We start from the raw sequence: 15,193 nt of genomic DNA on the forward strand, positions 1-15,193 counted from the left end.
GGTCTTGACTTAACGCAACATATAATGACAATATTCCAATTAAAGACAAAGAAAAACCGGTAATATCACACCATAATCAATTCTATTATCTATGGTTACTCTTTTAGTTTTTTCCATTCGTCATCCTTTTCCTTAAATCATACGCCTTTAATTATATCTTTCTCAGTGAAGAAAAGAAAGTACTGACTGAATTATTTCAGAAAACTTTAGAGAATCAAATTATTTTTCAAAAAAAGACAAGATTGAAGAGCTTTCTTCTTTGCATAAAAACATAAAAAACCTCAAAAAAGCTTTTTCTCTCAGCCTTTTGAGGTTGCTATCGAAAACTATTTTTTAATACTTCATAGGTACAACATTAGCTTCATTTCATCTGATTATTTTTTTCTATGAGAATGAATCATCCATGTTTTGGCTACGAACTCTTACCCGAACTTTTGCCCAATGAACGCTTCAACAAGGTATACCATTAAATAGAAAGCTAAAATCAATAATACTTGAACGAATAAATAGGTCGCAAACATGAGAATCATCTCCTTCTTTTATTATAGATTAAGTGTACACTTGTTTAGGTGTCTTGTCACATAGTTCGCTCAAAATTACAACTATTTCAACAAATTCCCTCGAAAAATATCCTGCACGGTTTTAGAACCTTGTAAAAATTTTTAAAGCCAAAAAGTAATCGTTTATATATTCCTTTCCTTATCGGCTCCTTATTGATAGAATTAAATCTGAAATAAATCATTTTGGAATGGAGAGCTAATTATGCCTAATAAAGGAAGTTACAAAAATATCTTGGTTGCGGTGGATGGTTCAACTGCTTCTAATATAGCTTTTAAAGAAGCGATTTATATCGCTAAAAGAAATAATGCTAAATTGTATGTTGCTCAAGTCATTAATAACAAATTGAATTATTTACCAAAGAATCGATTGATATTCTTGTTGAAGATTGTAAAAATTTATTCCAAGAATTAAAAGACCAAGCCAAAAATTTAGATTTTGAAGATGTACATTCTGTTATCGAAGTCGGTTCACCAAAAGAAGTTATTGCACACATCGATTCCGAAAAGAGAAAATATGATTTAATCGTTTTAGGAGCCACTGGAAAACATTTTATTTCTGGCGCTTTGATGGGCTCATTAACGTATCATGTCGCAATACATGCCGAATGTAGTGTCCAAATTGTAAGATAAAGTTTCTGTAGACTAAAAAGAGGTTAAGGGAGAAGTCGTTTTGGGACGAGAAATTGGACCGCAAAGCGCACAATACGCTTTATGGATTGTTTGATTTTCGGGAAATTCCGAAAGCCCAGAATTTTGACCACCGTTTATTCCGATTTAGAGGATGAAGCAAAACTGATGTTTGGTTTTGCCTCATCCTCTTCCTACGATTAGTCAAGAGGAAAAACAGAATGATTCCTCCTGTCAATAACTTCGTTTAAAATTTACCGTTAAATTATCCACTCCTAAAGCTTTCGCGTTATCTAGATTGCTTTTAGGAACTACCCACAAATTAACTAATAGTCCTTGACTCTGTGCTTTCGTAACCATTTCAATTTTTGATAAAACATCTTTATATTCGATGTCTAACCCAGCATTGCTTCCCAAACTGCTCACTTGAGAAATTGTTTGCTCATTCAACGTGTTGGTCAAAAACTGAACTTGTAGCCCAGGCATTCTTTTTTTCATCTCAACTAAATTGTTAAAGTCAAAAGAAATAACGCGCGCACTTGCTGAAAAACCATACCCACCGATGAGCTGGATTAGGCTGTCATAATCACTGGTGCTAAAGCTTTTGGTTTTTATTTCAATAAAGGTGTTTTCTGATAGTCTCTCATTATAACCAAGATAATCCTCTAACGTTGGGACAATCAATTGACTTTCATCATAACTAGTGACGTTTGAACCAGAACGAATACGTAACGCTCTTATTTGCTCTAAGGTCAAATCACTGACCTTTCCCTCCCGTTTGTCATACGATCTACACTTTCATCGTGCATCACGACCCAATGCTTATCTTTGTTAACCAGATATCGGTTTCAACGCCCCAAGTATTGGCTTGTTGAAAGGCTGGAAGTGAGTTTTCAGGCGCCGATTTTTTATTTCCCCGATGCGCCACATAGCGAATATCCTCTGCCATTTCATTGACTGATTATCCTTGGCTAAAAATATAGCCTTCTGTTGTTTTATAAAATTTTTTCCTCTCCATTAAAACAATCCCCTTAACATAAGCCATACTATTAATAGCTGCTTCTTTCTTTATTTTCGTCAAAGCTCTATCTTGAAAAATAGTCGTGTTCTGTAACAAGCGTATGCGAACCGGATGACTCATATGAATCTCAGCGCTTCCCGCATTTTTTTTCAACTTTCAAACCATTAGCTGTTGTCAAATAGACATTTGCAGTATAGGTTCCATTATTGAATTGATGCTTTTCATAGTCCATATTTGCTTTATACGTACCGTCTTCTTGGCGCTCTCCCTCGTACCAAGCCACGTCACTTTGATCATTTTTTGACCAGATAGGGATAGATAACTTTTCAACATCGGCGACACTATTTACCGTTATATTTACTGAAAATTGTCCTTTACTTACTCTACTAGTATCTACTGTTGCTTCAAGGCTTGGTTCAGAAATTAGAACTGACCAAATTCGGTTTCTTCAACTTTACCATTCTCTTCCTCACTAAAATTTGAGATTTGTACAATCCTGCTTCTCCATGATCCTTAACTTGAACTGTCACTTGCCAAGTATTTGTATCAGGATCAAAGATTCCTTCATACATTTTTAGATCGCCAGGCCCTTCTTTTTCACCCAAGTAGGAAATGTGACACTCTTTACTTTTTTTATCGTTGAAAGATCAGCAATTAAGCGAAAATTGGTTTGCTTGCCATCTATATCAATCAAATGAAAAAACTGGATGAACAGAAAAATAATTCTTGAACTTATTTGACCTGAACCTTTCATGAATTTTATTTATTGGATCTTCCGAAAAATTAGGGTTGCTCCAAATATTATTTATCATGGTGTGCTTCTCTTGTTCAGAAAACATAGAAGCTGATGTTTTTTATAAATTCAGGGTTGAAAGTTGATACGCTGATCTTGGCTAGTAGACTCTTTGTTCTGATAATCTAGAGTGCTATACCCCCAATAACCCAAACAACCCCTCCAATTATTAAAAGAACAAAAGGCGCATCCATTTTATGTAGTGAGTTTTTTTTCTTCTCCGATGTTTTTTCTTCACGTTAGAACCCCTCTTGTTTAAATAAGTCAATCTATCAATGTTACGATTTCTAATAAATATAAAAATAGGTTGTATTTTACCAATTATAACAGAACTATGGCTTGAAACCACATTATTTGGGAAGAATTATTGTAAATAAAAATAGTTACCAAAATCCTCTCAATATTTGAGAATTTCAGTAACCGAGTAAACCATTTTTACTACTCTCTTTGACTAAAGAACAATTGACATCACTGATTTTTGCAATCATAATAAGTCAATTAGAATAAACCGTAACACCACAGTTGCTTTTATTTTACAGGAAAAATATTAGTTAAGCAGATTATCGCACAGTTGCAATCAAACAAAATGTTAATAATAAAGAACTAGCTATTAATCACTAATTTCTTGTAAAACCATAACATATATCAACGCTATTGAATCCCCTCTTATTGTCCTATATGTTATCGAACTCATTGCTATCTTTAGGGGAATTATCGCTACTTTTTGATTAAAGATGAAATAAAGGTTCTTTTTAGATAGATATATTTCTTCTATTTCATTTGATGTGATACAATTTTTTTAATTAGTACTGTATCCTGGTTCATAAGAAAGGAAGTTTATTTTATGAAAATGACAACATTTTTAACATTGCCTGCTACATCCGAAAAAGCTATGAAATTTTACGAAACTAGTTTTCCTAAAGCACAAATCAAACGGATTACTCGATATACTGAGAACGTCCCAAATGCTTCAAAAGAAATGATTGGAAAAGTTTTAATGGAGAACTTGAAATCCAAGGTCAAACTATATACTTTATGGACATGATGCCTGAACAGCACCTCAATTAAGTTGGGCTATATCAATCTATACAGAGTGTGCTACTGAGAATGAACTTGATACGATTTTTGCTAACCTTGCTAAAGAGGGAACTGTAATGATGGGCCAGAACCGATTATGAAACCTTCGCAAAGTGGCATGGGTAACAGATAAATTTAATGTTACCTGGCACTGTTTGGGCTTAACATTATTTACGAAAGAACTTAAGTACTTGAACTTAGGTTCTTTTTATTTGCCTACGGAATATCAATCGATGAAGTAATCACATCATGAAAGTTCAAAATCAAACCAATAAAATATTCAGAAAACAAAAAGCCGATCTAACAATGTCCTAAAACCATTGTTAGATCAGCTTTCCTTCTCTATGCCAGCTGCAGGGATCGAACCTGTGACCTATGCGTTACGAGTGCATTGCTCTACCTACTGAGCTAAGCTGGCTTTGTTAAAAAAATTATAACGTTGCTTCTTTTTTGTAAAGGAATGCAGACAAAAAAACACTTCTGAAACTTTTCTTCAACTATGGTATAATGGATATAATAGGAAAGGAAGTTTTTTGTGAATGTCAAATTTCGGTTACTATAATCGTCCCACTGTCCCTTCTTCTGAAGGTGAATTGTTCACTGTCGATACTCCTGTCACTTTCTTGATTCATGGCCAACAACACACTGGTGTTATAACGAAGCAATTGACTAACTCAGCTGTTGTAGAAATTGATGAAAACCAAACGAATGCCCGCATGCTTGTAGAAAACAATGGGTCATTGTCATCAACTATAAAAAACTTCAAAAGTTATACAGTTCTCCATCCAACTAATTGGATGGGTTTTTTTTCAAAAAAAATAGAGTGATTTTGTTGAAAAAGTCATTACCTTCTTTCAACAAAATCACTCTATAAAATTCATTTATCTTTATTTAGTTCCAAACAAACGGTCACCAGCATCACCTAAACCAGGTACGATGTAACCATCTTCATTTAATTTTTCATCTAATGCAGCTGTATAGATATCAATATCTGGATGTGCATCCTGCAATGCTTTTACGCCTTCTGGTGCAGCAACTAAACAAACAAACTTGATATTGCTTCCGCCACGTTCTTTCAATGCATCAATCGCCATAATTGCAGAACCACCAGTTGCTAACATTGGATCCACTACAAATAGTTGACGTGCATCAATATCTTCTGGCATTTTAACAAAATATTCAACTGGCTCTAAAGTGTCATGATCACGATATAATCCAATATGCCCACTTTTGCTGCTGGATTAATTCTAAAATACCATCAACCATACCGGATTCCTGCTCTAAGAATTGGAATAATTGCTACTTTCTTACCAGATAACATTTTTTGAGTAGTTGTACACATTGGTGTTTCAATCACAACATCCTCTAAAGGCATATCACGTGATACTTCGTATGCCATTAACATAGCAATCTCATTAACCACTTCACGAAAAACTTTTGTTCCGCAGCCTTTTTCTCTAATGATTGTTAATTTGTGTTGAATCAGTGGATGATCAATTACTTGGAATTTTCCCATGTTCATTCTCCTTCAATAATTTATTCTTACCTATTGTAAAACAAAAACGAGTGATTGACTAGTCAATCACTCTAATCTTTTCATATTTTTTTCATAAAATCAAAGAATTTATTTATACAATGGATGCTTTTCAGTTAAATACTTTTACTTCTTCTCGAACTTCTGCTAACATTTCTTCATTTTTATGTTCACGTAGTGCTTTTACAATCAATTTTGCAACTTCAACTGAATCTTGCTCTTTGAAGCCTCGAGTAGTGATTGCTGGTGTTCCTACACGAATCCCACTCGTTTTAAATGGACTCAATTGTTCAAATGGAATGGAATTTTTATTAACAGTGATGTTCACACGATCTAAAATAGCTTCCGCTTCTTTTCCGTTTAAGCCAAAACCAGTCACATCAACTAATAATAAGTGATTATCCGTTGAACCACTAATTAAACGAGCTTCTGGCGCTTGATTAAAGACTTTTGTCATCGCTTTGGCATTCTCAATCACTTGTTCACTATATTCTTTAATTCAGGATCTAAGGCTTCTTTAAAAGCAACTGCTTTTCCTGCTATAACATGTTCTAAAGGTCCCCCTTGAATCCCTGGAAAATATTGCTGTTTATTTTTTGGCTAAAGCTTCATCATTTGTTAAAATCAGACCGCCTCTAGGACCTCTCAATGTCTTATGAGTTGTCGTTGTTGTAATATCAGCATATGGAACTGGACTAGGATGCAAGCCTGCTGCAACTAAACCAGCAATATGTGCCATATCGACCATCAATTTTGCCCCCTACTTCGTCCGCAATTTCTTTGAACTTGGCGAAATCAATCGTTCTAGAATAAGCACTTGCCCCTGCAACAATCAATTTAGGTTGATGCTCTCTTGCTAAAATACGAACAACATTGTAATCAATCACTTCAGTGGTTGGGTCTACACCATAACTAACAAAATTTGTAGGTTCTTCCACTAAAGTTGACTGGAGAACCATGAGTCAAATGCCCACCCGCAGATAAATCCATTCCTAAAACGGTATCTCCATGTTCGATTAAAGAAAGATACGCTGCTGTATTCGCTTGTGAACCTGAATGAGGTTGGACATTCGCGAATTTCGCCCAAATAATAGTTTTGCTCGCTCGATTGCTAAATTTTCAACAACATCAACAAATTCGCAACCACCATAGTAGCGTTTTTCCTGGATAACCTTCTGCATATTTGTTTGTTAAGATACTGGCCTTGAGCTGCCATTACTCCTTCTGACACAACGTTTCAGAGGCAATTAACTCTAAGTTATTTTCCTGACGTTGATGCTCATTCTCTATCGCTTCCCATAAATCTGGATCAAATGCTTTGTAGTTCATTAAACAACCTCCAATTTGATTTCTTTTTACGATTGTATCACATTTAATTAACTCTACTTAGAAAGAGACTAACTTTTAAAAAATTTGATTTGCAGCTTTTTTTAGACGATTCATGTAAGCAGCGCCTAATAATTCTTCTGGAAAAGCTTGCGCAAAAATAATATCAACATTTTTTTCCATCCAGTTCTCGTAACCCAGCAAATAAAAAACCTAGTCGCATTTTCTACAGTATTTTTACCAAATGAAACTGCTATAAAATCATTAGTTCCCAGAAAATCTACTATCTCTTGGCTAACATAAATTCCTACTTTTTTCTTATTATTGGTTGCCCAACTGATTGCTTCTTTCACTGCTCCTTAGAGCCTTCAACAATCAGTACTGGCGTATCTGGAGCATAATGTTTATACTTCATCCCAGAGCCTTAGGTGCTTCATTCTCTTTGATTAGATGTTGGTCTATTGCAACTGTTCCGACAACCTTCTCTAAATCGTTTCTAGTAACCGCTCCTGGTCTAAGAATCATAGGTATGTTATCTTCTGATGTTAAATCTAATACGGTTGACTCGACACCAATTTGTGTGGCGCCATCATCTAAAATACCAGCAATTTTTTTCCTTTTAAATCCATGGTAGACATGAGCAGCTGTTTGTTGGGCTTTGGCTTTCCAGAAGTATTGCACTAGGGCCAACTAACGGAACGCCTGCTTGAGAGATCAACTGCAATGTTTTTTGATTATCAGGCATTCGAAACGCAACAGTCGCTAGACCACCTGTGACACAATCAGGAAAAACACATTTTTTTCCTTTGACGATTAGTGTCAAAGGTCCTGGCCAAAAAGCTTCTACTAAGGGTTTCATTAAGATTGGAATGTCCTCTGCATACTGCTCTACCATTTCAAAACTACTAACATGAACAATTAGTGGGTTATCGCTAGGTCTTCCTTTTACTTGATAAACTTGCTTTACCGCTTCTTCATTTAGGGCATTGGCACCTAAACCATAAACTGTTTTCGGTAGGAAAAGCGACTAATTTACCCTGCTGAATAAGTCTTGCTGCGTCTAGTATATCAGCTTGAAATATTTTAGTTTCCACTTTTCTTTCCCTCCCTTGTATAAGTACGTTTTTTTGTCGTCTATTCATTATTTTCCAGTAGGTACCACTTTAACTATACGATTATTTCCAGATAAATCTTTGATTATGCTGATGTCCTTGTTAGGAAAAGCTTCTGTAAATATTTTTTTTCACTGCTGTCCCTTGAGAAAATCCGATTTCTAAGTAGATTTTACCATCTTCTTTAAGACATTGCTTGGCTTCATTTGCAAGTTGACGATAAATAGCAAGGCCATTATCATTCGCAAAAAGCGCAGTCTTCGGTTCAAAGGTTCGCACACTTTCATCCATCAAGTCCCATTCATCCTCACTGATGTATGGTGGATTTGAAACTAAAATGTCTATTTTTTTATTTCCAACTGGTTTTAAGCCATCTCCTAAATAAAAGTTACCTTTGCATTTAAACCCTCTGCATTTTTTTCAGCTATCTTCAACGCCTCTTCGGAGATATCTATCGCTGTTATTTGCCAGTTAGGTCGATCTTTTTTTAAGCTCAATGCAATAGCTCCGGTTCCAGTACCAACATCAACTACAGTTTTAGGCTCCTCACTATTTTCTTTTAAGCAAAGTTCCACTAGCTCTTCCGTTTCCGCCTTGAATCAAGGTCTGCTCATTTACTAAAAATTGATGTCCATAAAATTCAGCATACCTAAAAGATATTGTGGTGGAAAGTTTTTAGCTAGGGCATTTAAATCTGCTTCTACTTGCTTTTGCTCGTTTAAAGGTATAGCTTCATGCATATGAACTAGCCAATCTGTTTTCGTCCATTCTTTCTTTGTAAAAATACAATAAAATGCCGTGCCCTCTTTTCCTAATGACTCTAAAAAAAGAAGAAGCCCGTTGTAGGACTTCAAAATATGTTTTAGCCATTTTGTAACTCTTCAAGCTTCGATGTTTGATCATATAAAACCAACGCATCGATAATTTTCATCTAGCTTTCCAGCTAAAATTTGATCTAGTTTTTGAATCGTCAATCCGATTCTATGATCCGTTACTCTGTTTTGCGGGAAATTATAGGTACGAATTCTTTCAGATCGATCCCCAGTTCCTACCGCTGATTTACGGTTAGCATCGTATTCACTTTGCGCTTCTTGTTGAATCATATCATAAACACGAGCACGTAAAATTTTCATTGCTTTTTCTCTATTTTTAATTTGAGATCGTTCATCTTGCATTGCAACAGCAATTCCTGTTGGTAAATGGGTTAAACGAACAGCAGATGCCGTTTTATTGACGTGCTGACCACCCGCTCCACTAGCATGATAAATATCTGTTCGGATATCTTTGTCAGCAATATCGATTTCAACTTCTTCTGCTTCTGGCATAACAACAACCGTTGCAGTTGAAGTGTGAATACGTCCTTGAGATTCTGTAGAAGGTACACGTTGAACACGGTGAGCGCCATTTTCATATTTCAATTTAGAAAAGACATTATCTCCAGAGATCATCATGATAACTTCTTGTAACCGCCGATACCTGTCACATTTGCTTCTAAAACTTCTGCTTTCCACCCTTGCGCTTCAGCATACTTCTGATACATGTTAAACAAGTCTCCAGCAAAGAGTGCTGCTTCGTCTCCACCAGCGGCTCCCCGGATTTCCATGATATATTTTTTTGTCATCATTAGGGTCTTTTGGCAATAGTAAAATCTTAATTCTTTCTTCCAAAACTTCTTTTTCTTTCTTAAATCAGATAATTCTTCTTTCGCCATCTCAGCCATATCAGAATCTAAGCTTTCACCTAGTAATTCCCTCTGTATCACTGATGCCTTCTACCACTTGTTTATAGCGACGATAAACGTCAACGGTTTCGCGCGTGTTGGCTTCTTCTTTTGATAATTGCATAAATCGCTTCGTATCACTAATGACTTCCGGATCACTAAGTAGTTCCCCTAGCTCCTCGTAGCGATCTTCAATCGATTGTAACTGATCGTACATAATTGCGTGCTCCTTTCATTTATACATTACGTTTAATAGTCTTTTATTCCATCATTAAACGCTCTATTTATTTCATGGAAACTCTTCTTTTCGTTTCTTGCTTAGAGGTCTTACATCTTTTGTTAATAGTATCCCAGCAAATTATCTAGTGTTCTTCCTCACTAATCGGAGGATTAAAATAATGTTTGCGGCAGACAGGGTAATAGGCTTCGTTTCCACCTATCTGAACTTGGTCGCCCTCATAAACTGGTTTTCCATCTACATAGTGTAGATTCATCGTCGCTTTCTTATGACAAAACCAACAAATTGTCTTTAATTCTTCAATTTATCTGCATACAGGAGTAAGTATTTTGACCCTTCAAACAATTCATTTCGAAATCATTCTTTAGTCCAAATGCCATCACGGGAATATTTAAATCATCAACTATTCGAGCAAATTCAATGACATGGTGTTTACTTAAAAATTGGGATTCATCTACCAAAATGCAATACGGGTGGTAATCAGTTCTTTCATTAAATCATATACGTTGGTACTTTCAAAAATTGGAATTGCTTCACGGCGAAGGCCGATACGGCTAGAGACATTTCCTACACCATCTCTTGTATCCAATCCACTTGTCATAATGACAACTGGTTTATTTTGTTCTTCATAGTTATGAGCTACTTTTAGTATCTCAATTGTTTTTCGCTATTCATAGCGCCATATTTGAAAAATAACTGTGCCATTTGTCAGTCTTCACCTTTCAATTTGGTTCCTCTCGTATTTTACTATATTTTCGAGAAAAAATCAGTATTTTTGACGAAAAGGCGGCAATTTTCATAAGAAAGTAACATATGAGTGGAAATCGTCTAAGAAATAGACTTAAAAAGCGATATAGCTAAAACTTTATTTCGAAACATTTTCTTTTTCTGCTATACTTACATTAATGATTTCTGGAGGTATTTATGAACCCAACACGCTTTCTATGGACAAACCAAAGAAAAGGAAGACAGTTTGTTTCACGGCATTTTACATCTATTCAAATCATTGTCTCATACTATATTATCATGACAATTGTTTCTTACATACTTTTTACTTTACCTTTTTTTAGAGAACCCAACTCTCAAGTTGGTTTTATTGATTTACTTTTCATGGCAGTTAGCACTGTAAGTGTAACTGGTCTCACAACATTTGATATCAATTCAGTTTTCAATGATCGGGGGGTTATTCTTTTAGAATTTCTCTTTCAGGTTGGCGGACTCGGTATTATGATGATTTCCACAGCGTTCTTTATTTTTTCAAAAAAGAAAATTACATTGAAGCAACGACAATTGATTATGACTGATATGAATCAACCACGTCTTAGTGGAATCGTTCGTTTGATTCGGATAACATTTACCATTATTTTATGGTTTCAACTGATTTTTGGTACTTTTTTCTCTATTTACTTCTATTTAAGTGGCTATTATAGCCGTTGGAGTGAAGCTATCTTCTTTGGCTTCTATCAATCTATTTCTGCCGTAACAAATTCTGGATTTGATTGTTACTGGGATTCTATCATGCCTTTTGCCCATGACTATTTGTTTTTAATTGTGATTATGTTTTTAATTTTTATTGGTGGTATTGGCTTTCCAGTATTAATGGAGTTCAGAGAATGGTTATTTTTTTAAGAAAAAGAAACGTGGTTTACCGTTTCGCTTCTCACTTTTCAGTAAATTAGCATTGCTGGCATTTGTCATTCTGTTTGTTGGCGGAACCATCCTTATTTACCTATTAGAAAAAGATCATCTCTTTACGGGTGTGGATGAATTTAATCGCTGGATTACCTCAATGTTTTATTCAATGACAACCAGAAACGCAGGACTACAAATCAACAATCTGCGGATTTCCAAGTAACTACCTTGATTGTTTTTCTCTATTATGTTTATCGGCTGTAGCCCTAGTTCTGTTGGCGGTGGTGTACGAACCACAACGATTGCTATTCTCGGATTATACCTTTACGCATTTTTAAAAGGAGAAGACAATATCAATATCTTTGTAGAAGAATTGACGATGATGACGTAAAAAATCAATTGTTGTGTTCATGTTATCTCTCCTAATGTGCTTTTTTTTGCCGTTCTGTTTCTAACTGCTACAGAAGAACATCCCTTAATCGCAATTATTGTTGAAGTTGCCTCTGCTTTTGGAACGACTGGTCTTTCATTGGGAATTACAGCTAGTTTGACCACTGTTGGAAAATTAATGATTGCTTTGCTAATGTTTATTGGGCGCATTGGAATGCTTTATACCTTAATGTTGTTTGTTCCTAAAGAAACCCGCGACATTGGCTATGAGTATCCTTCTGAAAGATTATTATCGGTTAAATTTTTAATAATAAAAAAGAGTTCGTGATAAAACGAAAGACCAGTTTTATCACGGACTCTATCTCTTTATAAAACGGTAACCAAAAGTCAGATTTTTCGGCAATTTTACAAAAACGAGTAATACCAAAAGCGTATTGTACGTTATCCCTTCAATTGCTCAAACCTAAACGACTTTTGGCTCAACCTCTTTCAACTATTAAAAATAAGTGATTAGACGTTGCTTAAATCCTTATTTTTTTGGAGTAATTAATTTTCCATAGCTTTCAGAACGATCCTGTGCATCTACTTTAGTTTCGTTTAACATATCATCAACGACTTCTTTGTCCTCTTTAATGTTATGCAATGCAGAAAAACGAGTTTGTTTCTCCAAGAAATCTCGCATTTTGGTGGAAATCAGCTTTTTTGTAGTCAATCACCATTGGATCTTTTCCTTTTCAAGTAACATAGGATTGTAACGATACAATTGCCAATAACCAGACTCAACAGCTTCTTTAGTTAATGTCAAGGTTTCTGTCATTCCGCCTTTAATACCATGAGCGATACACGGTGTATAGGCAATAATTATCGATGGCCCAGGTATCTTTCTGCTTCATCAATGGCTTTGATGGTTTGCATTGAGTTAGCTCCTAAAGCAATTTGAGCAACGTAAACATTCCCGTAGGTCATTGCCATCATTCCTAAGTCTTCTTAGAAGTTCGCTTACCACCAGCAGAGAATTTTGCAATGGCTGCTGAAGGCGTTGCTTTAGAGGTTTGTCCACCTGTATTTGCATAAACTTCATTGTCCATAACAAAGATATTCACATCTGCTCCACTTGCTAAAACATGGTCGATTCCGCTGAATCCAATGTCATACGCCCAACCATCTCCGCCAACAATCCATGACTTGTTTTAACAAATAAATCTTTTTGTTTATAAATCGTTGCTAAAAGTGGTCTGTTTGTGCTTCCTCACTTAATGCTGCCGCAAGCTTCGTTGCTCTTGCTGCGTACCATCGCCTTCTAAATGATGGTCTAGCCAGTCTTGCAATAAGGCTTGTAGATCTTCAGAGCCTAACTTTTTATCTAACGCTTCTTTTATTTGGTCTGCTAAATATTGACGCTTCGTCTGGTTCGCAATATACATCCCGTAACCATATTCTGCATTATCTTCAAACAGTGAATTACTCCAAGCAGGTCCTTGTCCGCATTCATTTGTTGTATACGGTGATACTGGTGAAGATCCGCCCCAAATAGAAGAACAGCCTGTTGCATTAGCAATCATCATACGGTCACCATATAACTGAGTTAGTAATTTAACGTAAGGCGTTTCACCACACCCTTCACAGGCACCAGAAAATTCTAGCAACGGTTGATTAAATTGTGATCCTTTAACAGATAATTTTTTCACAGGGTTCGCTTTTTGTTTTAATGTCATTGCAAATGCCCAATTCATTGCCTGTTCTTTTTGTTCTTCATATGGTTTCATAAGAATCGCTTTTCCTTAACAGGACAGGCTTCCACACAAAGTCCGCAACCGGTTACAGTCTTCTAATGATACTTGAATGCGATACATTAGACATCGGCCCCACGCATTTCTCTCATAGTAAAGCCTTCGGGTGCTTCCTTCAATTCTTCTTCATCAGCTAAAAATGGTCGAATTGCTGCATGAGACAGATAAAGGCACATTCATTACACATTGTACATTTATCCATTTGCCATTCTGGTACTTCTAATGCAATCCCTCTTTTTTCATAGGCAGCTGTTCCTAATGGCATTTCACCTGTCTTCATTCCATTTTCAATTAAATCAGAAACTGAAGAGAGTCTCCTTCTTGACGATTAATTGGTTCAACAATATTTGTGATATAGCTTGGAACGTTTTCATTCTTTTTTGTTGGCTCTATTACTAGCTCTGCCCATTCAGCTGGCACATCAACTTTTTGAAGAGAATCAAAGGTACGATCATTTGCTTCAAAGTTTTTCTCTACAATTTCTTTTGACTTTTTACCATACGTATTTTGGACTCTCCTTTTAGTAATGGCATATATTCATCACGCGTCATGATATCTGTCACTTCGAAGAAAGCTGTTGACATCACGGTATTGATTCTGCGACCCAAGCCAACTTCACGAGCTAATTCTACCGCATTGATAATATAAAATTGAATATTATGTTCAGCAATATATTTTTTTAATTTAGCTGGCAACAAACGTTTTGTTTTCTCTTCATCCCAGATTGTATTTAATAGGAAGATACCACCATCTTTCAAGCCTTTTAATAATCATAGTTATGAATATAAGATGCGTTGTGACAGGCGATGAAATCTGCTTGTTCTACTAAATACGTTGAATTAATCGGTTCTTCTCCAAACGCAAATGAGACAGAGTTAACCCACCAGATTTTTTAGAGTCGTAACTGAAATATGCTTGTGCGTACAAGTCAGTATTGTCACCTATAATCTTAATTGCTTGTTTATTGGCTCCGACTGTTCCATCTGAACCAAATCCCCAGAATTTTGCTTGGAAAGTAGTGCTTGGTGTTAAATCTAATACTTCTCCTTGTGGTAAGGAAAGATACGTAACATCATCTACAATTCCAATAGTAAAACGCTGTTTCATTTCTTCAAAAGGCAATAGTAAATGATCGTACACGGCTTTAATTTGACTTGGTGTAACATCTTTAGAACCTAATCCATAACGTCCACCAATCACAACTGGTCTACTTTCAATTGATACAATGCACTTTGAACGTCTAAAAGCAATGGTTCTCCGTCTGATCCAGCTTCTTTTGTACGATCTAAGACAGCTACTTTCTCTACTGTTTTAGGTAGTTTTGCTAAAAAGTTTTCTGTTGGGAATGGACGATATAAGTGAATATTAATACA

30 protein-coding genes, 1 tRNA gene and 6 pseudogenes are annotated in these 15,193 nt (G+C 35.7%); 7 read left to right on the forward strand and 30 right to left on the reverse strand.

The annotated features are described in order from the left end of the window. Positions 1-762 precede the first annotated feature (762 nt). Together QWY90_RS17390 and QWY90_RS17395 are read left to right on the forward strand one after the other, a co-directional pair. Positions 763-972 (forward strand): universal stress protein, encoded by a 210-nt coding sequence (locus tag QWY90_RS17390; RefSeq protein ID WP_290284022.1) that lies wholly within the window; start codon positions 763-765, stop codon positions 970-972. 44 nt (positions 973-1,016) lie between these two features. Beyond that, a complete protein-coding gene (locus QWY90_RS17395) occupies positions 1,017-1,190 on the forward strand; it encodes a universal stress protein (RefSeq protein WP_500683676.1) in 174 nt (57 codons plus the stop codon). A gap of 231 nt (positions 1,191-1,421) precedes the next feature. Here QWY90_RS17395 and QWY90_RS17400 read toward each other — a convergent pair. The 4 genes and pseudogenes from QWY90_RS17400 to QWY90_RS17415 all read right to left on the reverse strand — a co-directional run. Next, positions 1,422-1,949: pseudogene (locus QWY90_RS17400) on the reverse strand (glycerophosphodiester phosphodiesterase); the annotation flags it as partial. Between the two features lie 46 nt (positions 1,950-1,995). After that, positions 1,996-2,136 carry a glycerophosphodiester phosphodiesterase family protein gene (locus tag QWY90_RS17405; protein WP_500683674.1) on the reverse strand — a complete coding sequence of 47 codons (141 nt, stop codon included), beginning with the start codon at positions 2,134-2,136 and terminating at the stop codon, positions 1,996-1,998. Between the two features lie 12 nt (positions 2,137-2,148). Continuing rightward, entirely contained in the window at positions 2,149-2,361 is a 213-nt protein-coding gene (locus tag QWY90_RS17410; protein WP_290284024.1) for a hypothetical protein, read from the reverse strand. Beyond that, positions 2,336-2,647 (reverse strand): GBS Bsp-like repeat-containing protein, encoded by a 312-nt coding sequence (locus QWY90_RS17415; protein WP_500683677.1) that lies wholly within the window; start codon positions 2,645-2,647, stop codon positions 2,336-2,338. The genes QWY90_RS17410 and QWY90_RS17415 overlap by 26 nt, the downstream gene beginning before the upstream one ends. Positions 2,648-3,851: 1,204 nt before the next feature. On the opposite strand from QWY90_RS17415, the gene QWY90_RS17420 reads away from it, so the two are divergent. Beyond that, the gene (locus tag QWY90_RS17420) at positions 3,852-4,046 is read left to right on the forward strand and encodes a VOC family protein (RefSeq protein ID WP_290284025.1); all 195 of its coding nucleotides are present in this window, start codon (positions 3,852-3,854) and stop codon (positions 4,044-4,046) included. 377 nt (positions 4,047-4,423) lie between these two features. On the opposite strand, the gene QWY90_RS17425 is transcribed toward QWY90_RS17420, so the two are convergent. Next, positions 4,424-4,496: transfer RNA gene (locus QWY90_RS17425), tRNA-Thr, on the reverse strand. Positions 4,497-4,617: 121 nt separating this feature from the next. Between QWY90_RS17425 and QWY90_RS17430 the strand changes: the two genes are divergently transcribed. Continuing rightward, a complete protein-coding gene (locus QWY90_RS17430; protein ID WP_290284027.1) occupies positions 4,618-4,905 on the forward strand; it encodes a hypothetical protein in 288 nt (95 codons plus the stop codon). A gap of 60 nt (positions 4,906-4,965) precedes the next feature. On the opposite strand, the gene upp is transcribed toward QWY90_RS17430, so the two are convergent. The 16 genes and pseudogenes from upp to QWY90_RS17510 form a co-directional block, all read right to left on the reverse strand. Beyond that, positions 4,966-5,298, reverse strand: a complete 333-nt coding sequence (gene upp / locus QWY90_RS17435; protein WP_290284049.1) for a uracil phosphoribosyltransferase — start codon at positions 5,296-5,298, stop codon at positions 4,966-4,968. A gap of 38 nt (positions 5,299-5,336) precedes the next feature. Beyond that, positions 5,337-5,594 carry a uracil phosphoribosyltransferase gene (locus QWY90_RS17440; RefSeq protein ID WP_290284028.1) on the reverse strand — a complete coding sequence of 86 codons (258 nt, stop codon included), beginning with the start codon at positions 5,592-5,594 and terminating at the stop codon, positions 5,337-5,339. 130 nt (positions 5,595-5,724) lie between these two features. Further along, positions 5,725-6,941 (reverse strand): annotated as a pseudogene (gene glyA / locus QWY90_RS17445) (serine hydroxymethyltransferase). A 75-nt stretch (positions 6,942-7,016) separates the two neighbouring features. Then, a complete protein-coding gene (locus tag QWY90_RS17450) occupies positions 7,017-7,121 on the reverse strand; it encodes a Sua5 family C-terminal domain-containing protein (RefSeq protein ID WP_290284029.1) in 105 nt (34 codons plus the stop codon). Positions 7,122-7,287: 166 nt separating this feature from the next. Further along, on the reverse strand, positions 7,288-7,353 hold the full coding sequence (locus QWY90_RS17455) for a Sua5 family C-terminal domain-containing protein (protein ID WP_500683678.1): 66 nt from the start codon (positions 7,351-7,353) through the stop codon (positions 7,288-7,290). After that, complete coding sequence (locus QWY90_RS17460) at positions 7,350-7,619, reverse strand: L-threonylcarbamoyladenylate synthase (RefSeq protein WP_290284030.1); 270 nt, start codon at positions 7,617-7,619, stop codon at positions 7,350-7,352. The genes QWY90_RS17455 and QWY90_RS17460 overlap by 4 nt, the downstream gene beginning before the upstream one ends. Further along, positions 7,558-7,890, reverse strand: a pseudogene (locus tag QWY90_RS17465) (L-threonylcarbamoyladenylate synthase); the annotation flags it as partial. The gene QWY90_RS17460 and the pseudogene QWY90_RS17465, both read right to left, overlap by 62 nt. 262 nt (positions 7,891-8,152) lie before the next feature. Continuing rightward, complete coding sequence (locus QWY90_RS17470) at positions 8,153-8,341, reverse strand: hypothetical protein (protein WP_290284032.1); 189 nt, start codon at positions 8,339-8,341, stop codon at positions 8,153-8,155. Positions 8,342-8,427: 86 nt separating this feature from the next. After that, positions 8,428-8,625: a methyltransferase domain-containing protein gene (locus tag QWY90_RS17475; protein WP_290284034.1), complete on the reverse strand. Its 198-nt coding sequence runs from the start codon at positions 8,623-8,625 to the stop codon at positions 8,428-8,430. Positions 8,626-8,667: 42 nt separating this feature from the next. Next, the gene (locus QWY90_RS17480; protein ID WP_290284035.1) at positions 8,668-8,904 is read right to left on the reverse strand and encodes a hypothetical protein; all 237 of its coding nucleotides are present in this window, start codon (positions 8,902-8,904) and stop codon (positions 8,668-8,670) included. 45 nt (positions 8,905-8,949) lie between these two features. Beyond that, a complete protein-coding gene (locus QWY90_RS17485; protein WP_500683679.1) occupies positions 8,950-9,375 on the reverse strand; it encodes a peptide chain release factor-like protein in 426 nt (141 codons plus the stop codon). Between the two features lie 66 nt (positions 9,376-9,441). After that, positions 9,442-9,770, reverse strand: a pseudogene (locus QWY90_RS17490) (PCRF domain-containing protein); the annotation flags it as partial. Positions 9,771-9,786: 16 nt separating this feature from the next. Beyond that, positions 9,787-9,987, reverse strand: coding sequence for a PCRF domain-containing protein (locus QWY90_RS17495; RefSeq protein WP_290284039.1), 201 nt, complete (start codon positions 9,985-9,987; stop codon positions 9,787-9,789). 145 nt (positions 9,988-10,132) lie between these two features. Further along, entirely contained in the window at positions 10,133-10,312 is a 180-nt protein-coding gene (locus QWY90_RS17500; protein ID WP_500683680.1) for a hypothetical protein, read from the reverse strand. Beyond that, complete coding sequence (locus tag QWY90_RS17505; RefSeq protein ID WP_500683675.1) at positions 10,308-10,469, reverse strand: hypothetical protein; 162 nt, start codon at positions 10,467-10,469, stop codon at positions 10,308-10,310. Before QWY90_RS17505 ends, QWY90_RS17500 begins: the two co-directional genes overlap by 5 nt. After that, positions 10,463-10,666 (reverse strand): hypothetical protein, encoded by a 204-nt coding sequence (locus tag QWY90_RS17510; protein WP_500683681.1) that lies wholly within the window; start codon positions 10,664-10,666, stop codon positions 10,463-10,465. Before QWY90_RS17510 ends, QWY90_RS17505 begins: the two co-directional genes overlap by 7 nt. Positions 10,667-10,932: 266 nt before the next feature. On the opposite strand from QWY90_RS17510, the gene QWY90_RS17515 reads away from it, so the two are divergent. The 3 genes from QWY90_RS17515 to QWY90_RS17525 all read left to right on the forward strand — a co-directional run bounded on the left by QWY90_RS17515 (position 10,933) and on the right by QWY90_RS17525 (position 12,358). Next, entirely contained in the window at positions 10,933-11,637 is a 705-nt protein-coding gene (locus QWY90_RS17515; RefSeq protein WP_290284040.1) for a potassium transporter TrkG, read from the forward strand. A 250-nt stretch (positions 11,638-11,887) separates the two neighbouring features. Beyond that, complete coding sequence (locus QWY90_RS17520) at positions 11,888-12,031, forward strand: hypothetical protein (protein WP_290284041.1); 144 nt, start codon at positions 11,888-11,890, stop codon at positions 12,029-12,031. A 36-nt stretch (positions 12,032-12,067) separates the two neighbouring features. Beyond that, a complete protein-coding gene (locus QWY90_RS17525; RefSeq protein ID WP_290284042.1) occupies positions 12,068-12,358 on the forward strand; it encodes a potassium transporter TrkG in 291 nt (96 codons plus the stop codon). 201 nt (positions 12,359-12,559) lie between these two features. On the opposite strand, the gene QWY90_RS17530 is transcribed toward QWY90_RS17525, so the two are convergent. The 9 genes and pseudogenes from QWY90_RS17530 to QWY90_RS17570 form a co-directional block, all read right to left on the reverse strand. Continuing rightward, complete coding sequence (locus QWY90_RS17530; RefSeq protein ID WP_290284043.1) at positions 12,560-12,700, reverse strand: hypothetical protein; 141 nt, start codon at positions 12,698-12,700, stop codon at positions 12,560-12,562. Between the two features lie 307 nt (positions 12,701-13,007). Beyond that, on the reverse strand, positions 13,008-13,208 hold the full coding sequence (locus QWY90_RS17535) for a thiamine pyrophosphate-dependent enzyme (protein WP_290284051.1): 201 nt from the start codon (positions 13,206-13,208) through the stop codon (positions 13,008-13,010). Positions 13,209-13,283: 75 nt separating this feature from the next. Continuing rightward, the gene (locus QWY90_RS17540; RefSeq protein WP_290284045.1) at positions 13,284-13,796 is read right to left on the reverse strand and encodes a hypothetical protein; all 513 of its coding nucleotides are present in this window, start codon (positions 13,794-13,796) and stop codon (positions 13,284-13,286) included. Next, positions 13,793-13,849, reverse strand: a pseudogene (locus tag QWY90_RS17545) (4Fe-4S binding protein); the annotation flags it as partial. The pseudogene QWY90_RS17545 and the gene QWY90_RS17540, both read right to left, overlap by 4 nt. A gap of 104 nt (positions 13,850-13,953) precedes the next feature. Continuing rightward, positions 13,954-14,049, reverse strand: a complete 96-nt coding sequence (locus tag QWY90_RS17550) for a hypothetical protein (RefSeq protein WP_500683682.1) — start codon at positions 14,047-14,049, stop codon at positions 13,954-13,956. Continuing rightward, positions 14,050-14,118: pseudogene (locus QWY90_RS17555) on the reverse strand (hypothetical protein); the annotation flags it as partial. Positions 14,119-14,293: 175 nt separating this feature from the next. Continuing rightward, positions 14,294-14,578 carry a 2-oxoacid:acceptor oxidoreductase family protein gene (locus QWY90_RS17560; RefSeq protein ID WP_290284046.1) on the reverse strand — a complete coding sequence of 95 codons (285 nt, stop codon included), beginning with the start codon at positions 14,576-14,578 and terminating at the stop codon, positions 14,294-14,296. A 67-nt stretch (positions 14,579-14,645) separates the two neighbouring features. Next, positions 14,646-15,020 (reverse strand): 2-oxoacid:acceptor oxidoreductase family protein, encoded by a 375-nt coding sequence (locus QWY90_RS17565; protein WP_290284047.1) that lies wholly within the window; start codon positions 15,018-15,020, stop codon positions 14,646-14,648. Beyond that, positions 15,017-15,190, reverse strand: coding sequence for a hypothetical protein (locus QWY90_RS17570; RefSeq protein WP_500683683.1), 174 nt, complete (start codon positions 15,188-15,190; stop codon positions 15,017-15,019). The genes QWY90_RS17565 and QWY90_RS17570 overlap by 4 nt, the downstream gene beginning before the upstream one ends. Between the last annotated feature and the right edge of the window lie 3 nt (positions 15,191-15,193).

The organism is Flavobacterium paronense (assembly GCF_030409795.1).
Classification (GTDB): domain Bacteria; phylum Bacteroidota; class Bacteroidia; order Flavobacteriales; family Flavobacteriaceae; genus Flavobacterium; species Flavobacterium paronense.

Excerpts from the sequence above, each read along its gene's own strand:
- QWY90_RS17390 (WP_290284022.1), top strand. The coding sequence starts at position 763 with ATGCCTAATAAAGGAAGTTACAAAAATATCTTGGTTGCGGTGGATGGT.
- QWY90_RS17405 (WP_500683674.1), bottom strand. The coding sequence starts at position 2,136 with ATGGCAGAGGATATTCGCTATGTGGCGCATCGGGGAAATAAAAAATCG.
- QWY90_RS17420 (WP_290284025.1), top strand. The coding sequence starts at position 3,852 with ATGACAACATTTTTAACATTGCCTGCTACATCCGAAAAAGCTATGAAA.
- QWY90_RS17430 (WP_290284027.1), top strand. The coding sequence starts at position 4,618 with ATGTCAAATTTCGGTTACTATAATCGTCCCACTGTCCCTTCTTCTGAA.
- QWY90_RS17440 (WP_290284028.1), bottom strand. The coding sequence starts at position 5,594 with ATGGGAAAATTCCAAGTAATTGATCATCCACTGATTCAACACAAATTA.
- QWY90_RS17450 (WP_290284029.1), bottom strand. The coding sequence starts at position 7,121 with ATGGAAAAAAATGTTGATATTATTTTTGCGCAAGCTTTTCCAGAAGAA.
- QWY90_RS17470 (WP_290284032.1), bottom strand. The coding sequence starts at position 8,341 with ATGGATGAAAGTGTGCGAACCTTTGAACCGAAGACTGCGCTTTTTGCG.
- QWY90_RS17485 (WP_500683679.1), bottom strand. The coding sequence starts at position 9,375 with ATGCCAGAAGCAGAAGAAGTTGAAATCGATATTGCTGACAAAGATATC.
- QWY90_RS17495 (WP_290284039.1), bottom strand. The coding sequence starts at position 9,987 with ATGTACGATCAGTTACAATCGATTGAAGATCGCTACGAGGAGCTAGGG.
- QWY90_RS17515 (WP_290284040.1), top strand. The coding sequence starts at position 10,933 with ATGAACCCAACACGCTTTCTATGGACAAACCAAAGAAAAGGAAGACAG.
- QWY90_RS17520 (WP_290284041.1), top strand. The coding sequence starts at position 11,888 with ATGTTTATCGGCTGTAGCCCTAGTTCTGTTGGCGGTGGTGTACGAACC.
- QWY90_RS17540 (WP_290284045.1), bottom strand. The coding sequence starts at position 13,796 with ATGAAACCATATGAAGAACAAAAAGAACAGGCAATGAATTGGGCATTT.